At 42.4% G+C, this 26,611-nt stretch carries 28 protein-coding genes and 2 tRNA genes; 9 read left to right on the forward strand and 21 right to left on the reverse strand.

What is annotated here, in order from left to right; translation table 11 throughout:
• The first annotated feature begins 2 nt into the window (after positions 1-2).
• Positions 3-764, forward strand: coding sequence for a PepSY domain-containing protein (locus tag GHNINEIG_RS06950; protein WP_135795977.1), 762 nt, complete (start codon positions 3-5; stop codon positions 762-764).
• 66 nt (positions 765-830) lie between these two features.
• Here the strand turns inward: GHNINEIG_RS06950 and GHNINEIG_RS06955 are convergent, their stop codons facing one another.
• The 6 genes from GHNINEIG_RS06955 to GHNINEIG_RS06980 form a co-directional block, all read right to left on the reverse strand.
• Positions 831-1,355 carry a GGDEF domain-containing protein gene (locus GHNINEIG_RS06955; protein WP_262982059.1) on the reverse strand — a complete coding sequence of 175 codons (525 nt, stop codon included), beginning with the start codon at positions 1,353-1,355 and terminating at the stop codon, positions 831-833.
• 364 nt (positions 1,356-1,719) lie between these two features.
• Positions 1,720-2,142, reverse strand: coding sequence for a hypothetical protein (locus tag GHNINEIG_RS06960; RefSeq protein ID WP_135795979.1), 423 nt, complete (start codon positions 2,140-2,142; stop codon positions 1,720-1,722).
• A 94-nt stretch (positions 2,143-2,236) separates the two neighbouring features.
• A complete protein-coding gene (locus tag GHNINEIG_RS06965; protein ID WP_135795980.1) occupies positions 2,237-2,686 on the reverse strand; it encodes a GyrI-like domain-containing protein in 450 nt (149 codons plus the stop codon).
• A gap of 84 nt (positions 2,687-2,770) precedes the next feature.
• The gene (locus GHNINEIG_RS06970; protein ID WP_135795981.1) at positions 2,771-3,256 is read right to left on the reverse strand and encodes a DUF4188 domain-containing protein; all 486 of its coding nucleotides are present in this window, start codon (positions 3,254-3,256) and stop codon (positions 2,771-2,773) included.
• Between the two features lie 172 nt (positions 3,257-3,428).
• Entirely contained in the window at positions 3,429-4,025 is a 597-nt protein-coding gene (locus GHNINEIG_RS06975; RefSeq protein WP_135795982.1) for a peroxiredoxin, read from the reverse strand.
• A 125-nt stretch (positions 4,026-4,150) separates the two neighbouring features.
• A complete protein-coding gene (locus GHNINEIG_RS06980; protein ID WP_135795983.1) occupies positions 4,151-4,495 on the reverse strand; it encodes a hypothetical protein in 345 nt (114 codons plus the stop codon).
• Between the two features lie 318 nt (positions 4,496-4,813).
• On the opposite strand from GHNINEIG_RS06980, the gene GHNINEIG_RS06985 reads away from it, so the two are divergent.
• Positions 4,814-5,779, forward strand: a complete 966-nt coding sequence (locus GHNINEIG_RS06985) for an integron integrase (protein WP_135795984.1) — start codon at positions 4,814-4,816, stop codon at positions 5,777-5,779.
• Between the two features lie 63 nt (positions 5,780-5,842).
• Here the strand turns inward: GHNINEIG_RS06985 and GHNINEIG_RS06990 are convergent, their stop codons facing one another.
• The 4 genes from GHNINEIG_RS06990 to GHNINEIG_RS07005 all read right to left on the reverse strand — a co-directional run bounded on the left by GHNINEIG_RS06990 (position 5,843) and on the right by GHNINEIG_RS07005 (position 8,888).
• Positions 5,843-6,286, reverse strand: a complete 444-nt coding sequence (locus GHNINEIG_RS06990; protein ID WP_135795985.1) for a YtoQ family protein — start codon at positions 6,284-6,286, stop codon at positions 5,843-5,845.
• A 168-nt stretch (positions 6,287-6,454) separates the two neighbouring features.
• Positions 6,455-7,216 (reverse strand): transporter, encoded by a 762-nt coding sequence (locus GHNINEIG_RS06995; RefSeq protein WP_135795986.1) that lies wholly within the window; start codon positions 7,214-7,216, stop codon positions 6,455-6,457.
• A 156-nt stretch (positions 7,217-7,372) separates the two neighbouring features.
• Positions 7,373-8,437 (reverse strand): sialidase family protein, encoded by a 1,065-nt coding sequence (locus GHNINEIG_RS07000; RefSeq protein ID WP_135795987.1) that lies wholly within the window; start codon positions 8,435-8,437, stop codon positions 7,373-7,375.
• Between the two features lie 28 nt (positions 8,438-8,465).
• On the reverse strand, positions 8,466-8,888 hold the full coding sequence (locus GHNINEIG_RS07005) for a CopD family protein (RefSeq protein ID WP_135795988.1): 423 nt from the start codon (positions 8,886-8,888) through the stop codon (positions 8,466-8,468).
• A 72-nt stretch (positions 8,889-8,960) separates the two neighbouring features.
• Here GHNINEIG_RS07005 and GHNINEIG_RS07010 point away from each other — a divergent pair, with 72 nt between their 5' ends.
• The gene (locus tag GHNINEIG_RS07010; protein WP_011370749.1) at positions 8,961-9,443 is read left to right on the forward strand and encodes an FKBP-type peptidyl-prolyl cis-trans isomerase; all 483 of its coding nucleotides are present in this window, start codon (positions 8,961-8,963) and stop codon (positions 9,441-9,443) included.
• Between the two features lie 129 nt (positions 9,444-9,572).
• Here the strand turns inward: GHNINEIG_RS07010 and GHNINEIG_RS07015 are convergent, their stop codons facing one another.
• Complete coding sequence (locus GHNINEIG_RS07015; protein ID WP_135795989.1) at positions 9,573-10,013, reverse strand: YcgN family cysteine cluster protein; 441 nt, start codon at positions 10,011-10,013, stop codon at positions 9,573-9,575.
• Positions 10,014-10,029: 16 nt separating this feature from the next.
• Positions 10,030-10,740, reverse strand: a complete 711-nt coding sequence (locus tag GHNINEIG_RS07020; RefSeq protein ID WP_135795990.1) for a TIGR01621 family pseudouridine synthase — start codon at positions 10,738-10,740, stop codon at positions 10,030-10,032.
• A gap of 240 nt (positions 10,741-10,980) precedes the next feature.
• Here GHNINEIG_RS07020 and GHNINEIG_RS07025 point away from each other — a divergent pair, with 240 nt between their 5' ends.
• Positions 10,981-11,439 (forward strand): hypothetical protein, encoded by a 459-nt coding sequence (locus GHNINEIG_RS07025; protein ID WP_135795991.1) that lies wholly within the window; start codon positions 10,981-10,983, stop codon positions 11,437-11,439.
• 70 nt (positions 11,440-11,509) lie between these two features.
• Here the strand turns inward: GHNINEIG_RS07025 and secF are convergent, their stop codons facing one another.
• The 5 genes from secF to queA all read right to left on the reverse strand — a co-directional run bounded on the left by secF (position 11,510) and on the right by queA (position 17,162).
• The gene (gene secF, locus GHNINEIG_RS07030) at positions 11,510-12,526 is read right to left on the reverse strand and encodes a protein translocase subunit SecF (RefSeq protein ID WP_223260854.1); all 1,017 of its coding nucleotides are present in this window, start codon (positions 12,524-12,526) and stop codon (positions 11,510-11,512) included.
• A gap of 15 nt (positions 12,527-12,541) precedes the next feature.
• Complete coding sequence (gene secD, locus GHNINEIG_RS07035; RefSeq protein WP_135795992.1) at positions 12,542-14,419, reverse strand: protein translocase subunit SecD; 1,878 nt, start codon at positions 14,417-14,419, stop codon at positions 12,542-12,544.
• A gap of 131 nt (positions 14,420-14,550) precedes the next feature.
• The gene (gene yajC, locus GHNINEIG_RS07040; protein ID WP_011370755.1) at positions 14,551-14,886 is read right to left on the reverse strand and encodes a preprotein translocase subunit YajC; all 336 of its coding nucleotides are present in this window, start codon (positions 14,884-14,886) and stop codon (positions 14,551-14,553) included.
• Positions 14,887-14,982: 96 nt separating this feature from the next.
• Complete coding sequence (gene tgt, locus GHNINEIG_RS07045) at positions 14,983-16,095, reverse strand: tRNA guanosine(34) transglycosylase Tgt (protein ID WP_135795993.1); 1,113 nt, start codon at positions 16,093-16,095, stop codon at positions 14,983-14,985.
• Positions 16,096-16,106: 11 nt separating this feature from the next.
• Positions 16,107-17,162, reverse strand: a complete 1,056-nt coding sequence (gene queA, locus GHNINEIG_RS07050) for a tRNA preQ1(34) S-adenosylmethionine ribosyltransferase-isomerase QueA (RefSeq protein WP_135795994.1) — start codon at positions 17,160-17,162, stop codon at positions 16,107-16,109.
• 175 nt (positions 17,163-17,337) lie between these two features.
• On the opposite strand from queA, the gene GHNINEIG_RS07055 reads away from it, so the two are divergent.
• The gene (locus GHNINEIG_RS07055; RefSeq protein ID WP_135795995.1) at positions 17,338-17,865 is read left to right on the forward strand and encodes a DUF3087 domain-containing protein; all 528 of its coding nucleotides are present in this window, start codon (positions 17,338-17,340) and stop codon (positions 17,863-17,865) included.
• A 62-nt stretch (positions 17,866-17,927) separates the two neighbouring features.
• Here the strand turns inward: GHNINEIG_RS07055 and GHNINEIG_RS07060 are convergent, their stop codons facing one another.
• Positions 17,928-18,320: a SpoIIAA family protein gene (locus GHNINEIG_RS07060; protein WP_135795996.1), complete on the reverse strand. Its 393-nt coding sequence runs from the start codon at positions 18,318-18,320 to the stop codon at positions 17,928-17,930.
• A gap of 283 nt (positions 18,321-18,603) precedes the next feature.
• Here GHNINEIG_RS07060 and GHNINEIG_RS07065 point away from each other — a divergent pair, with 283 nt between their 5' ends.
• The 4 genes from GHNINEIG_RS07065 (at position 18,604) to GHNINEIG_RS07080 (ending at position 24,942) form a co-directional block, all read left to right on the forward strand.
• Positions 18,604-20,670, forward strand: a complete 2,067-nt coding sequence (locus tag GHNINEIG_RS07065; protein ID WP_135795997.1) for a BCCT family transporter — start codon at positions 18,604-18,606, stop codon at positions 20,668-20,670.
• 530 nt (positions 20,671-21,200) lie between these two features.
• Entirely contained in the window at positions 21,201-22,220 is a 1,020-nt protein-coding gene (locus GHNINEIG_RS07070; protein ID WP_135795998.1) for a Fe(3+) ABC transporter substrate-binding protein, read from the forward strand.
• 54 nt (positions 22,221-22,274) lie between these two features.
• The gene (locus tag GHNINEIG_RS07075) at positions 22,275-23,909 is read left to right on the forward strand and encodes an ABC transporter permease (protein ID WP_135795999.1); all 1,635 of its coding nucleotides are present in this window, start codon (positions 22,275-22,277) and stop codon (positions 23,907-23,909) included.
• Complete coding sequence (locus tag GHNINEIG_RS07080; protein ID WP_135796000.1) at positions 23,896-24,942, forward strand: ABC transporter ATP-binding protein; 1,047 nt, start codon at positions 23,896-23,898, stop codon at positions 24,940-24,942. Before GHNINEIG_RS07075 ends, GHNINEIG_RS07080 begins: the two co-directional genes overlap by 14 nt.
• 184 nt (positions 24,943-25,126) lie before the next feature.
• On the opposite strand, the gene GHNINEIG_RS07085 is transcribed toward GHNINEIG_RS07080, so the two are convergent.
• From GHNINEIG_RS07085 to GHNINEIG_RS07095, 3 genes are all read right to left on the reverse strand, one after another.
• Positions 25,127-25,203, reverse strand: a tRNA-Val gene (locus GHNINEIG_RS07085).
• 16 nt (positions 25,204-25,219) lie between these two features.
• Positions 25,220-25,306 (reverse strand) — tRNA-Leu (locus GHNINEIG_RS07090).
• A 105-nt stretch (positions 25,307-25,411) separates the two neighbouring features.
• Entirely contained in the window at positions 25,412-26,560 is a 1,149-nt protein-coding gene (locus GHNINEIG_RS07095) for an SPOR domain-containing protein (RefSeq protein WP_135796001.1), read from the reverse strand.
• Positions 26,561-26,611: the final 51 nt, after the last annotated feature.

A 26,611-nucleotide genomic window follows, 5' to 3' on the forward strand; every position in this document is an offset into this window, starting at 1 on the left:
ACATGGTCGCTTTATTTAAAAAACACGTCGCCAGAAAATTTCATCGTCTACTTGCTTACACAGTCGCCTTCCTGCTTTTTTGGCTAAGCTTGAGCGGTGTCTTATTAAACCATACTGAAGATTTGAAACTGAATGACGTCAAGATTCAGCAACCGTGGTTACTAGAATGGTATCAAATCGACACACCAAAAATTCAACAGACCTTTCAACTCAATAAGGACTGGGTCATTCAAACCCTGCAAGCGATCTATTGGAATGAAAGCGCACTGCCCTTTCGAGGCAACATCCATTCAATCGTCCAAAATGACGAGTTTGTTTTTATCATGCTCTCCAATGATTTAACGCTGTTAACCAGCTCTGGAGATTTGATAGAACAAATCCCGTTGCCAGCCGCTTTACGCGACCAAAAAGCAACCATTCCATCAAACTTGGCTTTCTTTAAACAAGACAACCAAGTCATTGTCGCCACAAAAAATAGCCAGGCCTGGCAGATTTCTGACGACTTTACTCAGCTCATTCCCGCTCAGGTAGACAATAAAGCAAACTGGATAGAACTACCGCCCATTAGTAGCCAAGCCGCACCAAAAGACATTCAGAAACATTTAATGGATACCTTTGATAGCCCACTGACATTGGAAAAAATTATTTTAGAATTGCACAACGGGTACTTCTTTGGAAAGATTGGACCTTGGCTGGTTGATTTGGCGAGCTTACTGTTTGTCTTGATGGTGCTCAGCGGGATTCGATTACATTTAAAAAAATAATCACAATTTACAGCTTAATGCATAATATTCAGCATAAAAAGCAGCATTTCTGCCGTTGCTCTCTAGTCAGTGAGCTTTACTTGTTTCTCCGGAAATTTCGTCCAAATCACCGTCTTCAACATTGTGCATAGATGCCATACTAGAATCCCAGATACAACTACAATTGCGCCCAGCCTTCTTGGCTGCATACAACGCAATATCCGCACGATTAATCGACTCCTCAACATGTAAGCTCGGATCAAGTGTCGTGATCCCGAATGAGGCAGTGACCATAATAGATTTTGCTTCATCTCCTTCGAGGGTAATTTCAGGAATTCCATCGCGTAAGCGCTCGATTAGCTCCTTTACGCTCTGTTGATCATTCCCCGGAAAAGAGAGTAGAAATTCCTCACCTCCATAACGGTACACTCTGTCGTACTTTCTCAGATTTTTCTTGATGTAATTCACCCAAGCCACGAGTACCTGGTCGCCAGCAGCGTGACCATAGGTATCATTGACTCTCTTAAAATGATCCAAATCCATGATCGCAATACTACAGTCCTGAACACCGCGTTTGCTCAACTCGCGTAATTCGCGCAGTCGAGAAAGCATATTGAAACGGTTCTCAGCTCCCGTCAATGGATCGCGAGTATTGAGTGATTCCTCAATTTCATGCTTGAACGAATAAATTTCCAGACGAAGACGCTCTGTAGCACTTATAAAATTATCATAGGCTTGGCTTCACCATGTAACGGGCTGCGGATAAGCGGCATGTCCGTTGAAAATTTATTTTCATAAGGACTGTCCGCTTCATACGCTTGTTAGTCCAGCGCTTGCGCGGGACACAAGTGGATGGCAATCCGCAGCCCGTTAGTTCCGACGCGCAAGCGTCGGAACTAACGACTAGCATAAACGGCCGCCGCTTTATGGCGGTCCGAGTGAGCGATAGCGAACGGATTGATGCGCTTGTTATGCATTATTGTTCAATTACAATATCGAGCAACGATTTATCTTCGTTGTCGTCCCAGCACATGGAAGATATTTTCCAATCTTTGTCATGCTTAATTATCTGAAACAGATTCACGCCATAGCGAGTTTGCTTGCCTGCACCTGATTGTGCTTCCAGCTTATATTGGGAAATTATATTACCCACATTACCAAAAATAGTAACCTTTCTGTTTAGCTCTGTTTCTTTAATTGACAGAATGTTTCCGGCTTCAACATTGGTTTTTATAAAAGACACATAATCATTTATAGGCTTGATCATGGGCTTTTCGCCCTTGTTGTTGATGAATAAACCTTCAGAAATAAAGTTTTTAAGTAGATTCTTGTAATTAGGTTCGCCACCTTCTTCGAAGGAGATGGCTTCATAGACTTGTTTTGTAATATTTTCGGGCATTAAATTTCCTTTTTTAATATGCATAACGCTTCACATCAGCCGACCGAAAAACGCGTAGCGGTTTTTGGGTCGGTTGGATGTGATTGTTATGTAACTATTTGACTGCAATATAAATTTCAATTTCATTTGGGCTTTTGTAAAGCTCAAAATCCGTTGTGTACGCTCTTTGGTAATCTTGGGTATCAGCGGAAAAGTAATCCCAGATTTTTGCCCAAGTGTTAATGACTACTTGAGGCATTTCACCAGTTTCTTTAAAGACGAGATATTTTCCAGGTTTAATTGCGACATTTTCTAAATTTGTGTGTTTTGATTCTTCCACTTTGTCTGAACCAGCCATGACAGAAAATTCTCCTGAAGCATCAGACTCATAATTGTAATAAACACCAAAGACTGTCGCACCCTCTTTGAGGGTTGGGGCAACCTCTTGATAAAACTTCTCCCACAAGCTACCAATTTTTGATGTTTGTGGTTGCATTTCATCGGAATTCTTCGTACGGACGCTAATACCGATGATCGCCTTCTCGTCAAATTGGACAAGTGTCATACTGGTTCTCCTTGTTACATAACGGGCTGCGGATAAGCGGCATGTCCGTTGAAAATTTATTTTCATAAGGACTGTCCGCTGCAGCTAATTGTTATGTGTTTTGTGGTTGATTCTATCATTGGCTGTTTTATACCTACCAACAGCAGGCACGCAGTTTGTAGCTTTTGCTAAACCAAATGTAGGCATATTGTTATAAACTGATTCAAATGTTCCTGGTTTAGATAAGTAAGTTTCATGCCATATACCTACATCTCCGTTACTACCGACATTTTTATTAAACTCAGCCCATGCAGGCAGGTGGTTTCCAGTTTTGTTTTTTGCATAAGCCTCTAAATGTTCGAATGACTTCCAGTATTGCACCATCATTGTGGTTCTACCAAACCATTGCTCATGGCTTATAAATCCAATATCAGGACTCTTGTATAATTCATTGATCATTTTTGGCATCGCCAAGGCAACTGGTAGCCATTTATGAATTTTCCATGGCTTGTTAATTCGCATCCCAATTAAAAACACAACAAACTCTTCATTTGTTTCAGCCGTCATCCTTTCCTTATTGATTTTCGCCATACGTCCTCTTTTTTAGACATAACGGGCTGCGGATAAGCGGCATGTCCGTTGAAAATTTATTTTCATAAGGACTGTCCGCTTCATACGCTTGTTAGTCCAGCGCTTGCGCGGGACACAAGTGGATGGCAATCCGCAGCCCGTTAGTTCCGACGCGCAAGCGTCGGAACTAACGTCAAAGCTCAGCCGCGCCGCCTTTTGGCGTCGGCTGAAGTGCGTTGTTATGCTCAAACCACTCAATTACATCACTCACATTCTTGTCTGGCGGAAATACCGGATAAAATGTTTTCTTAATTACGCCATCTTCAGAAATGATAGTTATCCGCTTAATATAAGTCGACAATTCATATTCAAAAGTCGGGAGATTCATTGCCCTTGTTAGTTCAAGCTGCGAATCATTTAGAAGCTCAAACGGTAGATTAAGGCGAGCACTCGCCTCTTTTTGATCCTTTAAAGGTTGAGAACTAACACCAAAAAGTTTAACTCCCAGTTTTTCAAGCTGCGAATAGTTATCTCTAAATGAACAAGATTGAGGCGTACAACCTCTTGCTCCGGGAATATCATTCCAACCAATCATAGGCGGTGAATCTGGTCTTCCATTCATAGGATAAAAAAAGATTACCACCATTCCCTCAATAGAGCTAAGATCAATGATTGTATCGGACACGCCCTTAAGCGCTACTGATGGAACTATTGAGTCTAGAAGATGATCGCAAGCTCCATCATCTACTGGAACCGGTAAATCATCTGGTAATTTGTGAAGATCTTTCATTCTCGAATGTATTTCCTTTTAAAGCATAACGCCCGGCTAAACGGCGGAGCACGCAGTGCGGAGTCCGGCGACCAACGGGAGCGAATTTAAGCCGCTTGTTAGGGGTATTAGATACGTTTATACCGCTATATTTCTTCATAATATGATTCACCAGAGCCTTCGGCACCACTGAGCCATTGCCAGTTAAATGAAATATTTAGCTTACCACTACTATTCTTTTGGATTGTGCCTTTTGATTTTCCTGACAAAATCTCATGGTCTTTAGTTTTGCACTGGAAGCACAATTCGATGGTTTGAGGAGGTATGTATTTTCCAATTATGTTTCCAAACTCTATTTCGCCACCTTGATACTCGCCAGTTATTAAATTTCCATTTTGTCTATAACTGAAGATTGTTTCCGAGTTTGAAAGGCCGGAGGCATTCGCTAGAGCTTTGAATCTCCTTTTATCTAAATTAAAGACATTCTCCATTCGTGGTTTACCCCTAACGGGCTGCGGATAAGCGGCATGTCCGTTGAAAATTTATTTTCATAAGGACTGTCCGCTTCATACGCTTGTTAGTCCAGCGCTTGCGCGGGACACAAGTGGATGGCAATCCGCAGCCCGTTAGTTCCGACGCGCAAGCGTCGGAACTAACTATAATTAGACATCCTAACTTATATATATTACGTACGTCAATAAATTATAAAATTGATATTTTATGCTAAAAATTTAGTAGGTTAACTTTATACAACTCTATGTTATTATTAGTTTAATTAACCACTTAAGCTATTTTATAAGGCATAAATCATGACGACTAAACCACGTTTTTTAGACCTTGTACGCGAGCGCATCCGAACCAAACATTATTCTATACGTACTGAAGAAGCTTATGTGGGTTGGATTAAAAAATTTATTTTCTTTCATAATAAGCGTCACCCAGCGGAAATGGGCAAGCTTGAAATGGAACAGTTTTTGACTTACTTGGCGGTTGAGCGAAACGTCGCTTCCTCGACACAAAACCAAGCGTTAGCCGCTTTGCTGTTTATGTATAAAGAAGTACTGCAAATGGAACCACCATGGGTTGACAATGTGACTCGTGCAAAAAAACCACAACGTTTACCTGTCGTTTTAACAAAAACGGAAGTCAGTCAATTGTTTGAATGTATCCCATTGTCTTATCAACTACAGATTAAGCTTTTGTATGGTTGCGGTTTACGCTTAATGGAGTTGGTTCGATTAAGAGTGCAAGACGTTGATTTTGGCTATCATGCCATTACAGTGCGTGCAGGCAAAGGGGATAAAGACCGTGTTGTAATGCTGCCACCCAGCACCATCGAAGCATTGCAAACCCAATTAACCGAAACTAAAAGAATTCATGATATAGACTTGAGCAATGGTTATGGTGAGGTGTATTTACCAAATGCCTTGGATCGAAAGTACCCAAATGCAAACAAGACTTTTGCTTGGCAGTATGTTTTTCCAAGTAGAAATATCGTGACGGACCCAAGAAGCGGTAAAAAACGACGCCACCATATGCACGAACAGGCATTACAAAGAGCCATTAAACAAGCGGCGATCCGTGTAAATATTCACAAAAAAGTGACGCCTCATACTCTTAGGCACAGCTTTGCAACGCATTTATTGGAATCGGGGTATGACATTCGAACCATTCAGGAGTTATTGGGTCACAAGAATGTCGAAACCACAATGATTTACACTCATGTACTTAAACAAGGCGGAAAAGGCATTGTGAGTCCGTTAGAAAACTTATAAGGCTTTAAAAACAGCCAGGCCTGGCCGTTTTTAAACGGTCTGAATGGGTCTTTTTGTTAAGTCTTATGCTTTGCTAACCACATAGTTTAACATTTCGACGACCTGCTCAGGGGTTGTGGCCCATGCTAGCGCGGCGGCATCAACTTCTTTGAGTGGATGAATGATGTCTTCGTCATGCAAGGTAATATAAGGCGTGCCCAATGCGGCGCAATAACCCGCATCAAACGCGGCGTTCCATTGTTTGTATTTGTCTCCAAAACGCACCACGGCGACATCACAGCTCTCAATCAGCGTTTTGGTTCGGATAGCATTCACTTTCGCGGATTTATGATCGCGCCAGAAATTTTTTTCTTCCGCACCCAGTAAATCGCCTGCGGCATCACTGGCGGCATGGTCGGTAACAGCGGATGTAAATTCAATAGATAGATTATGCGCCTTACAGCCTTCTTTTATCTGTTGTCGCCAATCGGTGTGGATTTCGCCAGAGAGATATACCGTCAATTCCATGCTGTTTTCTCCTCTATCTGATAAACGAGATAACATCATACATAAAAAAACTACGTAATTGAACCAATAAAACCTTATTTAATGAAAGGTAGTTGACGGTCAAAAACAGCCAGGCCTGGCTGTTTATTTAAGGGCATAAAGATGGCGTAAAGATAGCATCACGAATGTTTAAAAACGGATTGTAAAACCGCCGAAAATTAATTGATCATTTCCCTGGTCAGACAGCGCGAGTTGACTGCCCACATCCCATTGGAAATTTTTTGACGTTTGCCATGTGCCGCCAAAGCTGGCGTAAGGCATGTAATCATGCTTGACGGTATAGTCACCTATATATTCAATATAAGCACCCAGCCCGTTTTCAAAACCACGCCCAATTACGAACGTATGACTGCCTGCCCATTCATGCTTTCGAGTGTCATCATCATAGGCACGATCCATTTGAATTTGAGCCCCTAGGCTATAGTCTTTGTAATCCGTGCCATAAGTCACAATTAGCCCGCCTTCATATTCATCATTACTAAAACGCCCGTTCGGCACTTTAAGATAGGGCAATAAGGCTAAGCCATCTCCAGTTTGGTCGTTTCCCCAAAGATTGATTTTTGAGCGTAATTGAATATCGCCCTGCCCTGATAAAGACTTGATTTTAGATGTTTTTTCCACTAGATAAGGCGAAAACACAAGCTGAACATCCACGTTATCGGTGACACCGTATTTGAGATTGGTTTCTGCCAACGACCAGGTTTCAACCCGGTTTTGTTTGGTTTTATCCATAGAGTAAGCTGCGATGCTGGATTCGATTTGAAAGTACCCTTTATCAACGGTTTGAAAACTTTCCGTTGCATCAGGTCGATCGGTTGCTAAAGGTCTTAATGCGTCAGCCCAAACGGACTGGGTTGCCAGAACCCCGAAAATACCATAAAAATATCTCATTTTATTATCCTTAAGTAATTATATTTTTAGTCGTGACTAAAAATTATATCAGACAAAACTCATAAATCCTATTTATGAAAAGCAATTAAGAATAAAAATGAATCAAACGAGACTGTAAACGCCGAAAAAAATGAACGACGCTTAAAGGAATGAGCGCTAAATAAAGTCGCTTTCTTTTAGCTTGAGTTTGAGTTGGCTTTGCATGGTGGTAAGCCAGATTTCGCCCGTTTTTACTTCAAAAAGCGAACAGTAAGACAACCAGGCGCCTTTGCATGAAGCGATTACCACGGGATCGGTCCAGCTTTTTCCGTCATCGTCGGATAAACGGATACTGAGTTCTTCACGCTGCCAGGAAGCTGGCACATCTGAAAACAATCCGGCAACTCGAGGGGCAGTGGTTTCGCCCTCTTTGGTCAATTGATTGTAGGCCAACAACAAGCGCCCACTTTGTAAACGGCATAACATGCCTGGAGAACTGCTGGCAGTCATGCCCGGTTCTAAATGCGCCCAGGTTAGGCCTTCATTGTCGGAATAGCCATTCCAAAACCAATCCAGATTGGTGCGAATCAAATACCAGACACGACCGTCTTTTAATTCCAGCAGGGTGCCTTCATAACACCCGCCATGATGCCCTTGCCCACCAATATCGATTTTATTACTGGCTTGCCAAGTTTGCCCTTCGTCCTCTGAAAGATAAGTCAGGCTATAATGCCGCCCAGCCTCATAATCCAAATTTTGAGCGGCCATCAACAGCTTACCGCTGGAAAGCGAAATCATGGTCGTGGTGGAACCACAGTACCCTTTTTGGACACGAACAGGGGCTTCCCACGTTTTGCCCCCATCCAGGCTGCGAACCGACCATAAATCCAGTCGTGTATTTTGAGTCGGTTTATTGGCTTTTTTGTGCCATTTGAAATGGGCTTGCGCCATGTTCAAAAAGCCGACCACAATCACGCCTGAATCGGAAACACACAGGCTACGAGTATCATGAATCAAAAAATCTTTGGATGAGAACAAATCATAGGCTTGCCAGGTTTGCCCTTCATCTTCTGAAATCAATGCTTGATGGGATTCGATACACACGATGTGACTTTGTTTATTGCGAACATAAGGCCCGATTGGATTTATATCCAACACGGAGACTTTTTCATGCAAATAAACCGGCGCCTCGGTTTTGGGCGCCATTTTAAAGTCTAATTGAATGTCAGGACACGCTTTCATCAACCAACCCGAACTCTATTGAATCAGCTTAAAACGGTTTAAGTTCGACCAAAATCAGAATCAGGATCGTTAAAATCAATGGGATTTCATTGGCCCAACGATAATAAAGCCCACTGTGATCCAGATGACCTTCCTGCATTTCTTTCATGCGGCGTTTGGTCCATAAGTGGTAAACCAACATCAATACCACCAGCACGATTTTAGCATGTAACCATCCCATGCCTTCCGCCACTGGCCAATATGCCAGCCACAACCAAATGCCCGTTCCGATTGCCAGCATCATCATGATGGTCATGAATTTGTACAGCTTTTTCGCCATAATCGCTAAACGCGTGACTTGTTCTCCTGCTGCTTGACCTTCAACAAAATGTACAAAAATACGTGGCAAATAAAAGATCCCTGCCATCCAAGACATCACAAACAAGATATGAAAAGTTTTTAACCACAACACTTCGATTTTCTCCAATAAAACAACAAGAATCTGTATGATACAGGTTCTTATTTAGCAAAACAGGACTTTAAGATGAAAATTGAACAAAATAAGGTTGGCATGATCGACTACTCTTTGACAGACGCAGAAGGAAACGTGATTGACGCTTCTAACGGCCAAGCTTTAGCGTATTTGCATGGTCATTCCAATCTAATTCCTGGTTTGGAAAAAGAGCTTGAAGGTAAACAAGTTGGCGATAAGTTCACGGCAAACATCGCTGCAGCTGATGCTTATGGTGAAACACAGCCTCACTTGATTCAAGAAGGTGTGCCAAAAAGCATGTTCCAGGGTGTTGATAATCTAGAAGTCGGAATGCGTTTTGAAGCTCAATCAGAGCAAGGCGTTCACTCTGTTGAAATCACGAAAATTGATGATGAAACCGTAACAGTTGATGGAAACCATCCGCTTGCGGGCAAAGACCTGAACTTCGACATCGAAGTGATGGGCGTACGTGATGCGACAGAAGAAGAATTAGAACATGGACACGCACATGGTGACGGCGGTCATCAGCACTAAGTTAGCGAAACAGTGTTTCAATCAAAAAAGGCCAGTTAAAACTGGCCTTTTTTATTTCTGATTCTATTATTTAAACGCTTTAGAACATGAGAAGCTTTAAACTTAAAAATAAAACTTTAAGGTAGGACGTTAAGGCTTTTTCATCAGATAGTCTTCATAATCCAGATCCGGTTGATCGACCACCACAGGAATCGCCAACAAGCCGATATGCGCTTGTGTCACAGACTCTCTTTTACCTGAAACCAATGGATGCCATTCCGGTAACGGATCCCCACGATATAACACACGATAAGCGCACGTATCCGGCAGCCAATCAAACTCAGCCACCCTATCCAAAGTCAGGTTTACGCACGTTGGTACATTTTTGGAACGATTTTCATAATCAGAACACGCCCCTGTTTTTAGGTCAGAATACTTGCACACCACCCGGGTATAAACGATTTCATCTGTTTCGTCGTCTTGCAGTTTGGTCAAACAACACAATCCGCAACCATCACAGACCGATTCCCACTCTTCCGTGGTCATCTCTGCCAAAGTTTTGGTTTCCCAAAAAGGTTTCTCTTTTGTCATTCTTTTACCTTTCTATTCATTGACCTTGAAACGCTGCCCAGGGAGTTTGCCATTGCTGCAAAAGCGTGTGCGCTTCTGCTGTTTGAAATCGAGTACCTTGCTGCGGTGGCACGCAAAATTCGTAAGACGCTTCATGAAGTTTGAAGCGTAAAGCAAACGCATGTAAATAGCCTCTGTCTTCTTGTTTGGCTTCCGTTGAAAGCCCATAACGTGCATCCCCTGCAATGGGGGCGCCTAAACTTTTTAAAGCCACGCGTAACTGGTGCGTTTTGCCTGTTTGCGGTTTTAATAAAAACCAGCGCTCTCCCGGTCGCGTATTCTGACTGATAAACTGTGTGATGGCCGGATTCTCTAATGTTTTACTCAATTTCCAACTGCCACGTCGAGCCGGCATCATGTCACCTTTGACCCAGCCTTGTTTCTTTTTAGGCTTATGGGCGGAGATGGCTAAATAATACTTCTCGATCTGTCGGCTTTCAAACTGCTGCTGAAACACCTGAGCTGTAGCTTTGTTTAATGCGAAAACCACCAAACCGGAGGTCATTTTATCTAACCGATGTACGGGATAGAGTTCTTTCACTCCTAATTGCTGCTGCACCAAAACCACCAGGCCTGGCTGTTTTTGACCATCAGAATCGGGTTCGGAATGAAAATTGATTCCGGCTGGTTTATCAATCACAACAAACTCGGTCGATTGATATACCAACGTAATTGGTAACGTATCCAAATTGCGCACTCATTTAAAAACGCAAAGTGTACCGCAACTGATTCAAAAAAAATGATTTTTCCCAGCTTGCGTCAAAAATATCACCGTTTATTGACACTTTTAAAATAAATTTTACTATATTTTTCAACTATTTAAACAAAATACTTTTTGGCACAGTTTTTGTAATAGATCCAATACATAAAACAATAATATTTATTTTCGTCATTAATTTGACACTTTAATCACATGAGGAATTAAATAATGGCAACTAAAATGAATACTCCCCAAAAAGTGAACAGCTGTTTGCAATACATTGACGACCGTCTGGAAACCACTTCTGAACAAACCATCCAGATTGCAGAAATGATTATTGAAGATATTAAAAACCTGACACAAGCGTATCCGGAAGCGATTCGAAACAACGAGTTGCGTACTCATGCCGAAAAAGTGCGAGACACGCAAATGAAATGGGTAAATCAATTGCACGAAATCATTCTGGAACAAACGGATCGTGACTTGAACGGCCAAGTGATTCAAGCGTTACAGAATTTCATGAACACCCTGAACAAAAAACAACTGAAGCATTTGGATTTCGATTTACCGGCCGCAGTCCACAAGGAAAAGTCGGAATCAGAGCATGAGTATTTATCAAAAGATGAGATTGAGGTCTTAATGGACTCTCATTTGAAATCGGGACATACCAGCTCAACCCATCATTAATCGATTTACTCAGAACAAAAAAAAGACCCCGCGGGGTCTTTTTTTATTTAACGAAATCGAAAGAATCGAATCAGTGTTTATTTTTCTTGGCGGCTTCTTTGGCTTCGCGCGCCGCTTCTTGCTCCAAGAAGATTCGATTTAACTCTTCTTCTTGAGCGGTTGCATCGGCCCCTTCTTTAACCGGCTGCATCAAGTCTTCTTTTGAAACACCGAGTGCTAACGCAATTGAACTGGCCACAAAGGTTGAAGAGTAAGTACCGACCACAACCCCGACAATCAATGCCAATGCAAAGTTATGGATAATCTCGCCACCCAGCACAAACAAGGCTATCAAAACCAATAATGTCGTTAAAGAGGTCATCAAAGTACGCGCCAACATTTGATTCACCGCCAGATTCGTGACTTCTTCCGGCGTACCATCTCGAACGGTTCTGAAATTTTCCCGTACACGGTCAAACACAACAATGGTGTCGTTCAAGGAATACCCGATGACTGCGAGTATCGCCGCTAATACCGTTAAATCGAACTGTGCCTGAGTCCAGGCAAACACACCCAAAGTAATGACAACATCATGCACCAACGCAGCAACAGACCCAATGGAAAAACGGAACTCAAAACGCAGTGCGACATAAATCAACACCCCGATAAGAGCATAAATAACCGCTAAAGCGCCATCTTCCGTTAATTCATCCCCTACTTGAGGCCCAACAAACTCAACACGACGCAATTCAAAATTTTCTGAATGATTTTCGCGTAAGGCTTCCATCACTTGGTTACTGATTTGAGCTGAATTAACCCCTTCTCTTGGGGCAATACGAATCAACACATCTTCCGCTGACCCAAAATTTTGAACGACGGCACGTTCGAATCCTGAGTCTTGCAAAGAGGTACGAATGGTGTCGACTTCTGCAGGCTTGTCATAAGACAGCTCGACAATGGTGCCCCCGGTAAAGTCGATGCCAAAATTAAGTCCTTTGACAAACAACCCAACAATGGATGCCACAATAAAAAACAATGATACAGACATCGCCAGCTTGCGATGCCCCATAAAGTTATATTCTTTTTGATTTTCCATGCTTGTACTCATTCTGTCTCTCCCCGACTAAACCGATAACTTTTCTACCGGCTTATTGCCGTAGAGCGCATTCACAATTGCTCTTGTTCCCAAGATGGCTGTAAACATAGAAGTAATAATCCCAATCGATAACGTAATGGCAAAGCCTTTGATCGGGCCTGTTCCGAAACTGAACAACACCAGCGCTGCCAACAAGGTTGTGATATTGGCGTCGGCAATCGTCACGAAAGCTTTTTCATAACCGGCATTAATCGCCGATTGAACGGATGATACGCGTAGTTCTTCACGAATACGCTCGAAAATAAGCACATTCGCATCCACCGCCATCCCAACGGTAAGAACAATCCCGGCAATCCCCGGCAAGGTCAAGGTCGCTTGCAACAAGGACAAGACCGCAACAATCAGAACCAGGTTCAATGTTAACGCCACATTGGCAATCATGCCGAACGTCTTGTAACGCCAGACCATAATCACCAACACCAATAGGAAACCGACAATCACAGACATCATCCCTTGGTCGATGTTGTCTTGCCCGAGGCTTGGCCCAACCGTTCTTTCTTCCACAATTTCCATCGGTGCCGCCAGTGCCCCGGCACGCAGTAATAACGCTAAATCTTGCGCTTCTTGTGGGCTGTCTAACCCGGTAATCTGGAATCGATTGGCAAACTGTCCACGAATCACCGCGGCATTGATGACATCTTTAGTGGTGATGCGTTTTTTAATCTTTTCACCATTTTTCTCGATGGTTTCAACGCGATTTTCAATATAAACCACCGCCATGCGATGACCGATATTTTCCTTAGTCGTTGCCAACATTTTACGCCCGCCCGCACCATCAAGTGTCACGGTGACTTCAGCAGACCCAGATTCCGGTTCAATCCCTGACTGAGCGTTAATAACATTGTCCCCACTGACGATAATGCTGCGTTTCAACAGAATCGGACGACCATCACGGAAATGATATAAACGTGAACCATGCGCTGCATAGCCCGTTTTTTCTGCGCGATACGCATCCCCGCGTTCTTCCACCAGTCTAAATTCCAGTGTTGCGGTTGCACCCAGAATTTCTTTGGCTTTCGCAGTATCTTGAACCCCAGGCAACTGAACCACAATACGGCGGTCGCCTTGCTGTTGAATCACCGGCTCTGCCACCCCGAGTTCGTTGATACGATTACGCAAGGTGGTGATATTTTGCTTCAACGCATAGGTTTTCGCTTCTTCAATGGTTTTAGGCAGTAAACGAAGTTCTAATGCATTCTGACCATCCACAGGAGATAAATTAAACTCGCCTGGAAATTGTTTTTCCATTTCCGCTTGAGCGGCCGGAACACTTTTCGCATCACGAAACTTGATCATCAAGTGATCGGTTTCATAAGTGACACCTGAATAGCGGATTCGGGCTTCTCTGAAGGCACCTTTCACTTCGTCGACATAACGGTTATAGGTTTTCTGCACCGCGGCTTCCATATCGACATCCATCAAGAAATGGACACCACCGCGCAAATCCAGCCCTAAATACATTGGCTGACCACCGACCGCTCTTAGAATATCAGGCGTTGCCGGCGCCAGGTTTAAAGCAACCACGGCTTGGCGTCCCATGACTTCTTTCAAGGCACTTCGGGCTTTCATTTGCTCGTCTGTATTATGGAATCGGATCAGGAATTGACCCTCTTGGTACGCCATCGATTTAGGCTTTAGATTCGCTTTTTGAAGGGTTTGCGTCACAAGGTCTTCAGTAGAGGCATCAAACTGCACCGATTTTGCCGGTGAAACCTGAACAGCGGGATCATCTCCAAAAATATTCGGTGCGGCATAAACAACACCTAATACCAACACAATTAACAGCAGCAGATATTTCCACGCCGGGTATTGATTACTAATGACTTTTTGTCTTGACTCAAACATGTTTAATTTTTCCAAATAAAGCTAAATGATAAAGCTCATAAATCACGTTACAGCAGAAAGCTGTAATGCTTAAAGGCGTTCCCAGAAACAACAAAAGGGGCGACTGCCCCTTTCTTATTTAAAAAGCCAGCTTATTCCGCTGTTCCTTTTAGTGTCCCTTTTGGTAATTCGCGAGCGACGTTTTGACGTTCGATTTTCACAACAACATTGTCAGCCACTTCCAGATCAACAAAGTTTTCATCCAATTCACGAATTTTTCCAGCTAAGCCGCCATATGTCACTACTTCAGCGCCTTTGCCAAGTGCTTGTACAAGTTTTTTATGTTCTTTAACTTTCTTTTGCTGAGGACGAATCAGTAAAAAGTAAAACACCACAAACAATAAAATTAACGGCAACAATGCCTCAAAACCACTTCCTTGTGCTGCTGCGCCACCCTCGGCCATTGCATCAGAAATAAAAAAACTCATATTTTGTTCTCCTTGAAATTAACTGCGTTATTGTTGCATAAAAAATTTTAAAATTCTATTAACAAAATAAGACAAAGTTCGAATCTTATTTTGAACTTATAAAGCAGGAACTTCTTCGCCCCTGGCTTGGTAAAACTCGCTGACAAACGTATCCAAGGTTTCAGAGGCAATTGCCTCACGTAACCCTTTCATTAATAACTGATAATAATGTAAGTTATGAATGGTGTTCAAACGCGCGCCTTGGATTTCGCCGCACTTATCCAAATGGTGAAGATAGGAGCGCGTGTAGTTTTGGCAAGTATAACAGTCACATTTTGCATCCAACGGTTCCAAACTGGTTTTGTTGACTGCATTACGAATCTTAACGACGCCGTTGTGCGTAAACAAAAAGCCATTTCGTGCATTACGCGTCGGAATCACACAGTCAAACATATCAATGCCACGGCGAACCGCTTCAACAATGTCTTCTGGCTTTCCTACCCCCATCATATAACGAGGTTTGTCTTTCGGCATATGCGGTTCGGTAAAATCCAACGTGCCCATCATTTCTTCTTTAGGCTCACCCACAGAAAGTCCACCGATGGCATACCCATCGAATCCAATATCGGTTAGGCCCTTGATTGATTCCTGACGAAGGTCTTCATACATACCGCCCTGCACGATACCAAACAAGGCGGAAGGGTTATCACCATGCGCTTGTTTGGATCTTTCTGCCCAACGCAAAGACAATCGCATGGAATCGGCCGCCACTTCATGTGTGGCCGGATAAGGCGTGCATTCGTCAAAAATCATCACAATGTCCGACCCCAGCTTGCGCTGGACGTCCATAGACTCCTCTGGTCCCATGAAGATTTTAGAGCCATTGACGGGGTTGCGGAAATGCACCCCTTCTTCGGTGATTTTGCGCATCTTGCCTAAGCTGAACACTTGAAACCCACCTGAATCCGTTAAGATCGGGCCTTTCCAGTTCATGAAGTCATGCAAATCACCATGTTGTTCGATAATGTCGGTGCCCGGACGGATTGCCAAATGAAACGTATTGCCCAGAATAATCTGCGCACCGGTGTCCGCGACTTCTTCCGGCATCATCCCTTTCACGGAACCATAAGTGCCGACCGGCATAAAGGCAGGTGTTTCAACCACGCCTCTTTCAAAAATCAAACGCCCTCTTCTAGCACGCCCGTCTTGTTTGTCTAGCTCAAATTTCATACTTTTTTCCATTAAGATTCGGAAGTCGGTGGATGCACTAGCATGGCATCCCCGTAACTAAAGAAGCGGTATTTTTGTTCCACCGCATGCGCATAGGCTTGCATGGTACGCTCATATCCTGCTAACGCAGATACCAACATAATCAGGGTGGATTCGGGTAAATGGAAATTCGTCAATAGAACATCCACCACCTTAAAGTCATAACCGGGGGTAATGAAAATGTCAGTTTCCCCTTGATAAGGTGCAAGCTCACCTGTTTCAGAAAAGGTGGCGGCACTTTCCAAACAGCGAATCGAAGTGGTGCCCACAGCAATCACTCGCCCCCCTTTTTGACGGGTTTGCTTTATCAACTCGACGGTTTCAGGCAACACTTCAATCACTTCGGAATGCATGACATGCTCTGAAATATCATCCACTTGAACCGGTTTGAATGTGCCCGCACCGACATGCAAAGTGACAAACCCCGTCGCCGCACCTTTTGCTTTAATTTTGTCCAGCAAGTCATTATCAAAATGTAATCCCGCGGTCGGGGCGGCAACTGCGCCGGGTTTTTCTGAATAGACCGTTTGATAACGTTCTTTATCTTCTAGCTGGTCTTCGCGTTCGATATAAGGAGGCAATGGCATGTGGCCATATGCTTCTATCAACTCCAAAGCCGTCAGCTCAGGCGCATCATCCTTACTCAACCGTAACTCAAACAAGGCGCCATCCCGGCCTAAAACTTCGGCTTCAAAAGCATCTGCGATGCGTAATTGAGCACCTGATTTAGGCGCGTTGCTTGAACGAATATGCGTCAAAACACGATGCTCATCCAAGACACGTTCAATTAACAATTCAACTTTCCCACCGGTAAGTTTTTGACCAAACAAGCGCGCTGGAATCACTTTAGTATTATTAAAGATCAAACAATCATTTTCATTCACATAAGACAGAATGTCTGGAAAATGACAATCGGACACACTACCGTCTCCATTCATTACCAACAGTCGGCTTTGCGTTCTTTCCTTGGCAGGTTGTTGGGCAATCAAGGCTTCGGGTAGTTCAAAGTTAAAATCTTGTCGTCGCATGAGTTTGAGTTTAGAATGATTTTAAAAAGGCAAGATTATACCTTGATTCCACGTTAAATAAGCAAAAAACCATTGAGTCATTAGATTTTGGGTTGAAAAATGGTCTGTTGAACTCACGGACTTCGCCCATTCGCTTATGGTCATAACCATCGCACAAGATAAACAGGCATTACATATGTTTCAAATTGAAGAAATCGATCCAAAGTATTACCGCAAACAAACCCGCAATGCGACCTTAAAGATTATGGCTATGTTTCTTGTCATCGGCATGATTACTGCAACGACATTTGTTGAATACCTTGGTGCTTACAGCTCAAACCTTATCGTACTGAATTTACTAGGAGCTTTCGTGGGTCTGGTGATTACAGGGTTCATCGTGAAGTTCTTTTTTAAAGACAAACCCTGGATGTATGAAGCGATGTATGCCTGGCGCTTAAAAAGAAATCTAATGCAAATCAGTAACTTGATTGACACCGTCAAAGCAGAAGCTAAACAAAACAATGAAAATGCTTTAAAAATCTTACGTTTCTACCATCTCGGCTTAACGCAAATGCATCAATTAGAAGACAATAACCATGCGTTAATAGATTTAAAAGCCGAAAAAGAACAATTAGTGCAACAAATGATTAACCTAGGTTACGATATTGATCAGACCTCTTTTGATGCCAGTCAGCTGGAAGAATTTAAAAAAGAACACAAATAAAGCAATCACTCAAAAACAGCCAGGCCTGGCTGTTTTTCAGACTCGACCTATACAAAAAAATTTCACTCTTCCGTATCTTCTGAAAGCCAACTAATAGCTTCTTCTTCAGACTCAAAACGTTTAATTTTTCCCGAGATAAACCAGCTACCCACTTTCGCAATGAAGTCTTGCCATTTTTTATGGCCGATGATGGCTATTTTTTCAAACTCCCCACCATAGCTCAATCCCATTTTGAAATCATCCCATGCAGCACGTAATTCCCAGCCTTCCATTTCAGTTAAATCGACCAGTGCTTTAACTTTCGGGTCTTTAACACCTTTTAACGCCGAATCTATCATCGGTGTCATGTGACTATAATCATCATGAGTCAACTTACCTTGCACTTTCATGGATAGAAAAACCAAATCGCCGATACGATCAATTCCTAACGAAAACCCTCTACGACTTACTTTCATATACGTCTCCTTAATTTTCGAAATTCATAATTATGACTCATCCATAACCTTAATTTCTTTTGAAAAAATAGTCAAAGAAAACACGCTTTTTTATAAATTATTTCAATTAGTTAACAACTATTTTTAAAATAAATTTATGACTATTACTTTGTTAAATTAAAAAGTATTACCAATTCATTTAGTGTTCGTTTCGCGTTATAAGGCGACTTAGAACGATATAACAACTCGTAATTTTAAAAAATATTTGGTAGGGTAAAGCCAATTTAGTAAAAAGAGCTTCAATATGTCCGTTTCCAAAAACGCTTTAAAATCGACTTTATTACTGCCCGTTTTTATCCCTGCAGTGGCCGTCATATTCTTAATGATTATTGGAACGTTAAGTAATCCGGAACTTGCCGGCGAATTCTTTGCTGATGTCTTATCCAGCATCACAAAAAACTTTGGCTGGTTTTATATGTTGGCGGTGGCGATTTTTCTGATTTTTATCTTTTCCATCGCAATTTCGCCATGGGGGAAAATTAAACTGGGACCCGACCACATTGAAGCGGACTATACCTTTACGGCCTGGTTTGCCATGCTGTTTTCAGCGGGCTACGGAATTGCGCTATTGTTTTTTGGGGTCGCGGAACCGGTTTTACATTACGCCTCGCCACCGGAAGGAACAGGAGAAACTGTCTCTGCAGCCAAACAAGCGATGCAAATCGCCTTTTTCCACTGGGGCTTCCATATCTGGGCCATTTATGGTCTAGTCGGACTGACTTTGGCGTACTTTGCTTTCCGTCATAATTTACCCTTATCCATGCGCTCCACTTTATTCCCATTAATTGGCGACCGTATCTATGGCCCGATTGGACATACAGTCGATACCTTTGCCATCTTGGGAACCGTGTTTGGGTTGGCGACAACCTTGGGGTTATCCGTTACTCAAATCAACGCAGGGGTTCATTACCTGATCCCATCCATTCCGATCTCAACCACGGTACAAATCTTAGCGCTGGCCATCATTACAGGCCTGGCAATTTTTTCAGTGATTGCTGGAATGGACAAAGGGATCAAAAGATTGTCTTTGTTAAATATTACTTTAGCTGTCGCCTTAATGGTGTTTGTTTTCCTCGCAGGGCCATCCGTTTTCATTTTAGAAACTTTCCTACAAAATACGGGAAGTTATCTCAGCAATATCGTTGAACGAACCTTTAACTTACAAGCCTACTCTTCAAGCGACTGGATTGGGCACTGGACCCTCTTTATCTTTGGTTGGACAATCGCCTGGGCGCCTTTTGTAGGACTCTTTATTGCTAAAATCAGTCGAGGTCGCACCATTCGCCAGTTTGTCTTTGGCGTGATGTTTGTGCCAACGTTATTTACCTTTTTCTGGTTCTCAGTATTTGGCGACACGGCATTGCATATGATTATGCAAGAAGGCTACCATACCTTTATTCAAGCCGTGCAAAACGACCATGCCGTTGCCTTATTCAAACTTTTTGAGCACCTCCCTCTTAGTGGGATCCTTTCAACATTAGCAGTGATTTTAATAATCACGTTCTTTGTCACGTCGGCTGACTCAGGCGCTCTAGTCATCGACTCACTAGCTTCTGGTGGAAGCCTTAACTCGCCGGTTTGGCAAAGAGTCTTCTGGGCCGCATTACTGGGTACCGTTGCTGCAGTGCTTTTATTAGCAGGCGGTCTCAAAGCTCTTCAAACCGCTTCGATCGTCAGCGCCCTCCCTTTTGCCGTTATTATGTTGATTGCGACCGTTGGGATGTGGCGAGCACTGGTGATTGAAACCCACCGTGAAGTGAGTTTAAAAAGTGCCATGCGTAACAGTGGTAAAACATTGGCGCATCAAGGAGCAAACTGGAAAGATCGTCTGGCAAAACTCGTTCAGTACCCTGACGAAGCAGAAGTATCCAGCTTTATTAAAAAAGTGGCTTATGAAAGTATGAAAACCGTTAAAGTCGAATTGAAACGACGCGGGTGGGAGTCTAAAGTCTACTTTGATGACTCGCCGGTCAGAACTCGAATTGAAGTCATTAAATCTGAACAAATGGCATTTATTTATGAAGTGCGTTTATGTGAATTCGTGATTCCAGGTTTCGCTTTCCCAGAAAGAGAGACAGAAGTAGGGAATGAAGAACATTATTACCGTGCTGAAGTTTTTTTAAGAGATGGTAGAGAATCTTATGATGTCTATGGTTACAGCCGCCATAATATGATTACGGATATTCTGGATCACTTTGAACGTTATTTACACAAACTCCACCATTCATCTGAATTATTGCCTTGGGATATTGAGCAACACGAACAACAGTTGCAACCCAACCAAAACTTAGCAGATAAATCGAATATTTGAACAAACAAATCTCCACCATGGCCAAAACCCACCAGGCCTGGTGGGTTTTAATCATTTACTTACTTTGATTAGCAGCATCCGTGCAAGCAGAACCCCCGTGAACACTGGAATTATGAATTCCGCTTCACGCCAAAAGGGTTTAAAGCCTCGGAAAAATCCGGCACCTATACTCATGCCCCATATTTGGGTCTATACATCCGCTTCTTCCGCTAAGTTGCTATGGAATACAGACCATCGTTACGATTCTCGATATGGTCAAAACAAAAACGGTTATACCGGTGGCTTCTGTAGCGGAATATGAAAGAAGTCTTTATAAAAAATTTAGACTATCTTTCTGACACAACAACCTGTTCTTTGCAACCCGCAAAAAATGCAAAATGAATCGCGACTAACCCCCTAAAACAACTCTTAAATAGCAATAACATCCATTTGAATAATCCACTTGATTTTTAATAAAATAAACATGATAATGATAAAAATTATCATTAACAATGTTATTTAATTAAGTCATTTATTCTGGAGATTTAAAGATGTTAAAAAACGCGTTACTTTTTTGCATATCTATAAGTTTTGTTATACCCGTAAACATCGCTCAAGCAGATGAGGTCAACATTTATTCAGCTCGTAAAGAGCAGTTGATTAAACCATTGTTAGACACTTTTACAAAAACAACAGGTATTGAAACTAACCTAGTAACCGGTAAAGCAGACGCTCTATTAAAACGCCTTGAAATCGAAGGCGTTAACTCTCCTGCAGACGTATTAATTACGACTGACGCAGGGCGTTTATATCGTGCTAAAGCGGCGGGGGTTATTCAACCAGCCATTAACCAAGGTTTACAAGATCAGGTTTCTAAAAACCTTCAAGACCCTGAACACTATTGGTTAGCCTTAACCACCCGTGCACGAGTCATGGTTTATGCAAAAGAACGAGTATCGCCTAATGAATTATCTAGCTATGAAGCTCTTACAGATTCAAAATGGAACAATCGCATCTGTGTACGCTCTTCTAATAATATTTATAATCAATCACTGGTTGCCTCAATGATTGTTCATAAAGGCGAAAAAGCGACAGAAGAATGGGCCACAGCATTTGTAAAAAACTTTGCTCGCCGCCCTAAAGGCGGGGATCGTGATCAGGTGATGGCTGTTGCCGCTGGACAGTGTGATATTGCCATTGTTAACACTTACTATTTAGGACAAATGGTTAACAGCAAGGATGAAAAGCAAAAACAAGCCGCTTCTCAAGTAGCGGTGTTTTGGCCTAACCAACAAGGCCGTGGTACACACGTTAACATAAGTGGTATAGCGATCACTAAAGCCGCCAAAAACAAAGAAAATGCCCTTAAACTCATTGAGTTTTTATTATCGCCAGAGGCTCAAGAATGGTATGCTAAAACCAATAATGAATACCCTGTGATTGCTGATGCTAAACCTAGTGAATTACTACAAAGTTGGGGGAGTTTTAAATCTGATGCCCTCAATTTAAATGAACTAGGCATCCACAATACGCAGGCTGTGCGAATTATGGATCGTGCCGGTTGGCGTTAAACTCAACGCATACACAAAATGAATTGTTGTTAAATTATAGTTAAGGTCTTTAACGTGTCACTTGCAAAATATAAATGGTTTATTGCTGTTGGTACTGTAACCCTATTATTGACCTTACCTATTTGGGTATTAGTCAGCTATGTCTTTATACCCACTAACGACAACTGGTCACACCTAGTTGAAACTCTGCTCGCCGAATATGTTATCAATTCGTTATGGCTAATGCTTGGTGTCTCTTTTGGCACTCTATTGCTTGGTGTGACTACCGCATGGCTAATCAGCCAATATCGATTTTTTGGTCATTCTTTTTTGCAATGGGCATTATTACTGCCTATTGCCATACCTGCTTATATCATTGCTTATACTTATACTGGGTTACTAGAGTTTGAAGGTCCAATACAAAGTTATTTACGTACTATCTTTGCCACAGCAACAGTCAACAATTGGTTTCCAGAGATTCGTTCATTGGGTGGTGCAATGCTCATGTTCTCTTTAGTACTCTATCCCTATATTTACTTGCTGAGTCGTTCAGCGTTTTCTAACCATAGTCACCACGCTTTAGAAGCCGCAAAAACTCTGGGAGCAGGACCAATTCGCCGATTTTTCAGTATTGCTATACCTATGGCCAGGCCTGCTATTATTGCAGGATTAACGCTGGCTTTAATGGAAACCCTTGCTGACTTTGGTGCCGTACAACACTTTGGAGTCTCTACTTTTACAACAGGCATATACCGTACCTGGACAGGCTTTGGAGATACCACCACCACAGCCCAACTAGCCTTAGTACTTTTAACATTTGTTTTAGTGCTTATCACCCTTGAAATTTGGTCACGCAAACAAGCTCAATTTTACTCAAGTGACAGCATAAAAAGCGTGCACATCAAACAAAAACTAACGGGTTGGCAAGCCTTTGGCGCGTTTGCATGGTGTTTTATGCCGTTACTACTTGGGTTTTTACTGCCCTCTTCACAACTATTCTATTGGGCTATGACTACCGCAGAAACACAGTTTGATTCTAGCTTTATCCAACTGATATGGAACAGTTTTTACCTAGCCTTTATCGCTGCCATCGTAGCCTTATTGATTGCTCTATTCTTGGCTTATGCCAAACGCTTGAACCAAAATAAACACATTGAAATATCAGTCAGAATCGCCAGTTTAGGCTATGCCATTCCTGGGACCGTTATCGCCATTGCCGTAATGATTCCCTTAGCCTGGATAGACAATACTCTGGATCATTTTATGACAAGTCAATTTGGTATTTCTACAGGCCTGGTACTTTCAGGAACCCTGTTTGCCCTGGTTTTTGCCTACAGTTTTCGGTTTTTATCCGTCTCATTACAAACCATTGATAGTGGTCTAAACCAAGTTAAACCGACTATTGATGAATCGGCTCGCACATTGGGTGCTTCACATTGGCAAGTGATGAAAAGCATCCACTTTCCAATCATTCAAAGCAGTCTAGTAATCGCCTTTTTACTCGTGTTTGTTGAAGTCTTAAAAGAACTACCTACCACCCTGATATTAAGACCGTTTAACTTTAATACCCTCTCGGTTAGAGCTTACGAAATGGCTGCTGACGAACGTCTAGCCGATGCAGGTCTGCCCGCTTTATTAATTGTATTGACTGGAATTATTCCCGTTATAATCTTGAGCAAACTGATTGGAAAACCTGATGCCAAAGCTTAACATCGATGCCATTACTACCGTGCATCAACACACTCGCATTCTTGAACAACTATCACTCACACTGAACGATGGAGAGATTGGCTGTCTGCTCGGCCCTAGTGGTTGCGGGAAAACCACGCTTTTACGATGCATCGCAGGATTAAAAAACATACAGTCAGGCACTATTCAACTTGGCGAACGCACTCTTTCTGGAGCGGGAGTTAACCTTGCCACAGAGCAAAGAAATATTGGCGTTGTCTTTCAAGATTACGCCCTATTTCCACACATGACTATCGAGCAAAATATCCGCTTTGGGATCAAACACCTCACCAATAAAGAACAAAAAAATCGGCTCAAATCTCTACTCGACCTCGTTGGATTAAGTCATACTGAAAAACGCTATCCACACGAACTCTCAGGAGGACAACAACAACGAATCGCCCTAGCAAGAGCTCTTGCCCCCAAACCAGCTGCCCTATTGCTCGACGAGCCATTTTCAGGGCTTGATGTAGAACTGCGCGAATCACTTGCTCGAGAAGTAAGAAGCATCCTAAAAGCCGAAGGCATTACCGCATTAATGGTTACCCACAACCAAAACGAAGCTTTTGCCATTGCTGATTCAGTTGGGGTCATGCAAGCTGGCAAGCTACTTCAATGGGACACACCTTACCGCCTCTATCACGAGCCCAAGCACCCATTTATTGCCGACTTTATTGGCCAAGGCACCCTAATAAGTGGTCAAGTCTGCGACTGTAAATCGGTACACACCGAACTCGGCCTACTCAAAACCACCCTACCATTTGGTGTAACAACCGGTGAACAGGTCTCCGTACTGGTTAGGCCTGACGATATTCTGCATGATGATGAAAGCAGCTGGAAACTTGAAGTTACCAATCGAGCCTTTAGAGGATCACACTTTCTCTTTACCTTAAAGCTACCCAATAATGAATCTGTTTTGTGTATGAGTCAATCCCACCACAATCACCCAGTTGGCTCCAAAATAGGTATAAAACTTGAAATGGATCACGCAATTGTTTTTATAAAAAACACTTAAAATCATTACTTAGGACAATCTTTTATCTCAGAAGAGGTAACTGTAATTTAGGCCACCTAAATATCATATATATAGGCAATTTCGATATGAGTGCTAGGATAAAATACCTAAAGATCAATAGGTTAAGGTCAAAAAAACAAGAAAAGTAGTTAAAGAAATAACTTATTTATTTAAAAAGAGGAATTGGTACGACCGAGTGGATTCGAACCACCGACCCCCACCATGTCAAGGTGGTGCTCTAACCAACTGAGCTACGGTCGTACTATAAAAATATGATTGGTACCAGTGGGCGGACTCGAACCGCCACGGTGTTGCCACCAACGGATTTTGAATCCGTCATGTCTACCAATTTCATCACACTGGCATTCGTAAAGAATGCGCGAATTATAGAAGCTCTAAGCAGCTAAGTCAAACTTTTTAAGCGCTAAACTCGGCCTTTTACAGCAGAATTTTTTTAGAACCAATTTGGTTACTTTAATTTACGACTTAAGTCTTTGATTTTTCGAACCCAAGGCGAAATCCCAAAATTCGCTTTATAGGTTCCCGCAGCTTTATCCGCTTCTGAACGCGACGCATAACTTCCCGTGAGCAGAACATAATAAGGCTCCCCTTTACGCTCCAATGGAATAATCTTGGCGCCTTGCAACCCTTTTTGTTCGATCATCTTTTCAATCGAATCGCGTTCGGCCATGCTGGCAAGTTGAAGCGTGTAATTAAAGGCTGGTTCTTCCATTAACCATTTTACGTCAGAGGTGTAATTCTCAAGCGGTGCTTTAGGTTCTGGCGTGGTTGGTTTTTTGGTTTTTTGCACTAAACGGACAACCGGTTGATCTAAAGGCTTAACCTTAGGCTCTGTTGGTTCTGAGACAGTTGGTTCTTCTACATCGTCTTCAGGCTTGCTGTAAACCGATACTTTGGCAGCAGGTTCCGTTTTATCGTTTTCAGATAAGTTTAAATATTTCAAAATGGTTTCTAGTTTTTGATCAATGCCTTGAGTATATTCTTTCAATTTTGATTCTAAGACTTCGGTGGTCACGACATTGGAAGGTAGTTTTTGCGGTAAAGCGGTTGCTGTGGTGTTAGAAGTCGCTTGCTGCACTACTTTGCTGTCTAAGGTCAACTGTTGAGCCTTAAGCGTGGTGACTTCAGCTTCCAATGCTTCAACACGTTTTTGTAATTGAGTGAATAACTCTCCTTGTCCACCTGAAGCAACTGATTTCTGAAGTTCCGATACCGTTTCCTTCAGCATTTTGACTTCTTTCATCGAGTCTTCTTTTACCGCTAATACTTTTTGAAGCTCATTATGGATGCTGGTGTAAGCAATATAAACAACGCCTAAAATGGTTAGGAGCAATGACAGCATAATGACAACACCAAAAAATGAAGCTTTATTCCCTTTTGTTTTTTTAGTGGATTGTGGCGCGGAACTTTGTTGTGTGGGTCTCTTGGGGGTACTTGGCATAACTTCCTCAGCGGCATGTAACCAGTCGTTTAAAGTATGTTCTTTTTGATCCTTCTCTCCTAAAGGCCGGGATGAGGACATTTGTTGGGCTTGACTCTCAATTGCTTTAAGCAATTCAGCGCGTTCTTTTTCTAATTCTGAGATGGTTTGGGCCATTCGATGAACACTTCTTCAACTTGTTTTAAGAGATTATTTATCATATAAATT

The sequence above is a fragment of the Hydrogenovibrio crunogenus genome (assembly GCF_004786015.1).
Taxonomy (GTDB): domain Bacteria; phylum Pseudomonadota; class Gammaproteobacteria; order Thiomicrospirales; family Thiomicrospiraceae; genus Hydrogenovibrio; species Hydrogenovibrio crunogenus.

Excerpts from the sequence above, each read along its gene's own strand:
- GHNINEIG_RS06950 (WP_135795977.1), top strand. The coding sequence starts at position 3 with ATGGTCGCTTTATTTAAAAAACACGTCGCCAGAAAATTTCATCGTCTA.
- GHNINEIG_RS06955 (WP_262982059.1), bottom strand. The coding sequence starts at position 1,355 with ATGCTTTCTCGACTGCGCGAATTACGCGAGTTGAGCAAACGCGGTGTT.
- GHNINEIG_RS06960 (WP_135795979.1), bottom strand. The coding sequence starts at position 2,142 with ATGCCCGAAAATATTACAAAACAAGTCTATGAAGCCATCTCCTTCGAA.
- GHNINEIG_RS06965 (WP_135795980.1), bottom strand. The coding sequence starts at position 2,686 with ATGACACTTGTCCAATTTGACGAGAAGGCGATCATCGGTATTAGCGTC.
- GHNINEIG_RS06970 (WP_135795981.1), bottom strand. The coding sequence starts at position 3,256 with ATGGCGAAAATCAATAAGGAAAGGATGACGGCTGAAACAAATGAAGAG.
- GHNINEIG_RS06975 (WP_135795982.1), bottom strand. The coding sequence starts at position 4,025 with ATGAAAGATCTTCACAAATTACCAGATGATTTACCGGTTCCAGTAGAT.
- GHNINEIG_RS06980 (WP_135795983.1), bottom strand. The coding sequence starts at position 4,495 with ATGGAGAATGTCTTTAATTTAGATAAAAGGAGATTCAAAGCTCTAGCG.
- GHNINEIG_RS06985 (WP_135795984.1), top strand. The coding sequence starts at position 4,814 with ATGACGACTAAACCACGTTTTTTAGACCTTGTACGCGAGCGCATCCGA.
- GHNINEIG_RS06990 (WP_135795985.1), bottom strand. The coding sequence starts at position 6,286 with ATGGAATTGACGGTATATCTCTCTGGCGAAATCCACACCGATTGGCGA.
- GHNINEIG_RS06995 (WP_135795986.1), bottom strand. The coding sequence starts at position 7,216 with ATGAGATATTTTTATGGTATTTTCGGGGTTCTGGCAACCCAGTCCGTT.
- GHNINEIG_RS07000 (WP_135795987.1), bottom strand. The coding sequence starts at position 8,437 with ATGAAAGCGTGTCCTGACATTCAATTAGACTTTAAAATGGCGCCCAAA.
- GHNINEIG_RS07010 (WP_011370749.1), top strand. The coding sequence starts at position 8,961 with ATGAAAATTGAACAAAATAAGGTTGGCATGATCGACTACTCTTTGACA.
- GHNINEIG_RS07015 (WP_135795989.1), bottom strand. The coding sequence starts at position 10,013 with ATGACAAAAGAGAAACCTTTTTGGGAAACCAAAACTTTGGCAGAGATG.
- GHNINEIG_RS07025 (WP_135795991.1), top strand. The coding sequence starts at position 10,981 with ATGGCAACTAAAATGAATACTCCCCAAAAAGTGAACAGCTGTTTGCAA.
- secF (WP_223260854.1), bottom strand. The coding sequence starts at position 12,526 with ATGAGTACAAGCATGGAAAATCAAAAAGAATATAACTTTATGGGGCAT.
- secD (WP_135795992.1), bottom strand. The coding sequence starts at position 14,419 with ATGTTTGAGTCAAGACAAAAAGTCATTAGTAATCAATACCCGGCGTGG.
- yajC (WP_011370755.1), bottom strand. The coding sequence starts at position 14,886 with ATGAGTTTTTTTATTTCTGATGCAATGGCCGAGGGTGGCGCAGCAGCA.
- tgt (WP_135795993.1), bottom strand. The coding sequence starts at position 16,095 with ATGAAATTTGAGCTAGACAAACAAGACGGGCGTGCTAGAAGAGGGCGT.
- queA (WP_135795994.1), bottom strand. The coding sequence starts at position 17,162 with ATGCGACGACAAGATTTTAACTTTGAACTACCCGAAGCCTTGATTGCC.
- GHNINEIG_RS07055 (WP_135795995.1), top strand. The coding sequence starts at position 17,338 with ATGTTTCAAATTGAAGAAATCGATCCAAAGTATTACCGCAAACAAACC.
- GHNINEIG_RS07060 (WP_135795996.1), bottom strand. The coding sequence starts at position 18,320 with ATGAAAGTAAGTCGTAGAGGGTTTTCGTTAGGAATTGATCGTATCGGC.
- GHNINEIG_RS07065 (WP_135795997.1), top strand. The coding sequence starts at position 18,604 with ATGTCCGTTTCCAAAAACGCTTTAAAATCGACTTTATTACTGCCCGTT.
- GHNINEIG_RS07070 (WP_135795998.1), top strand. The coding sequence starts at position 21,201 with ATGTTAAAAAACGCGTTACTTTTTTGCATATCTATAAGTTTTGTTATA.
- GHNINEIG_RS07080 (WP_135796000.1), top strand. The coding sequence starts at position 23,896 with ATGCCAAAGCTTAACATCGATGCCATTACTACCGTGCATCAACACACT.
- GHNINEIG_RS07095 (WP_135796001.1), bottom strand. The coding sequence starts at position 26,560 with ATGGCCCAAACCATCTCAGAATTAGAAAAAGAACGCGCTGAATTGCTT.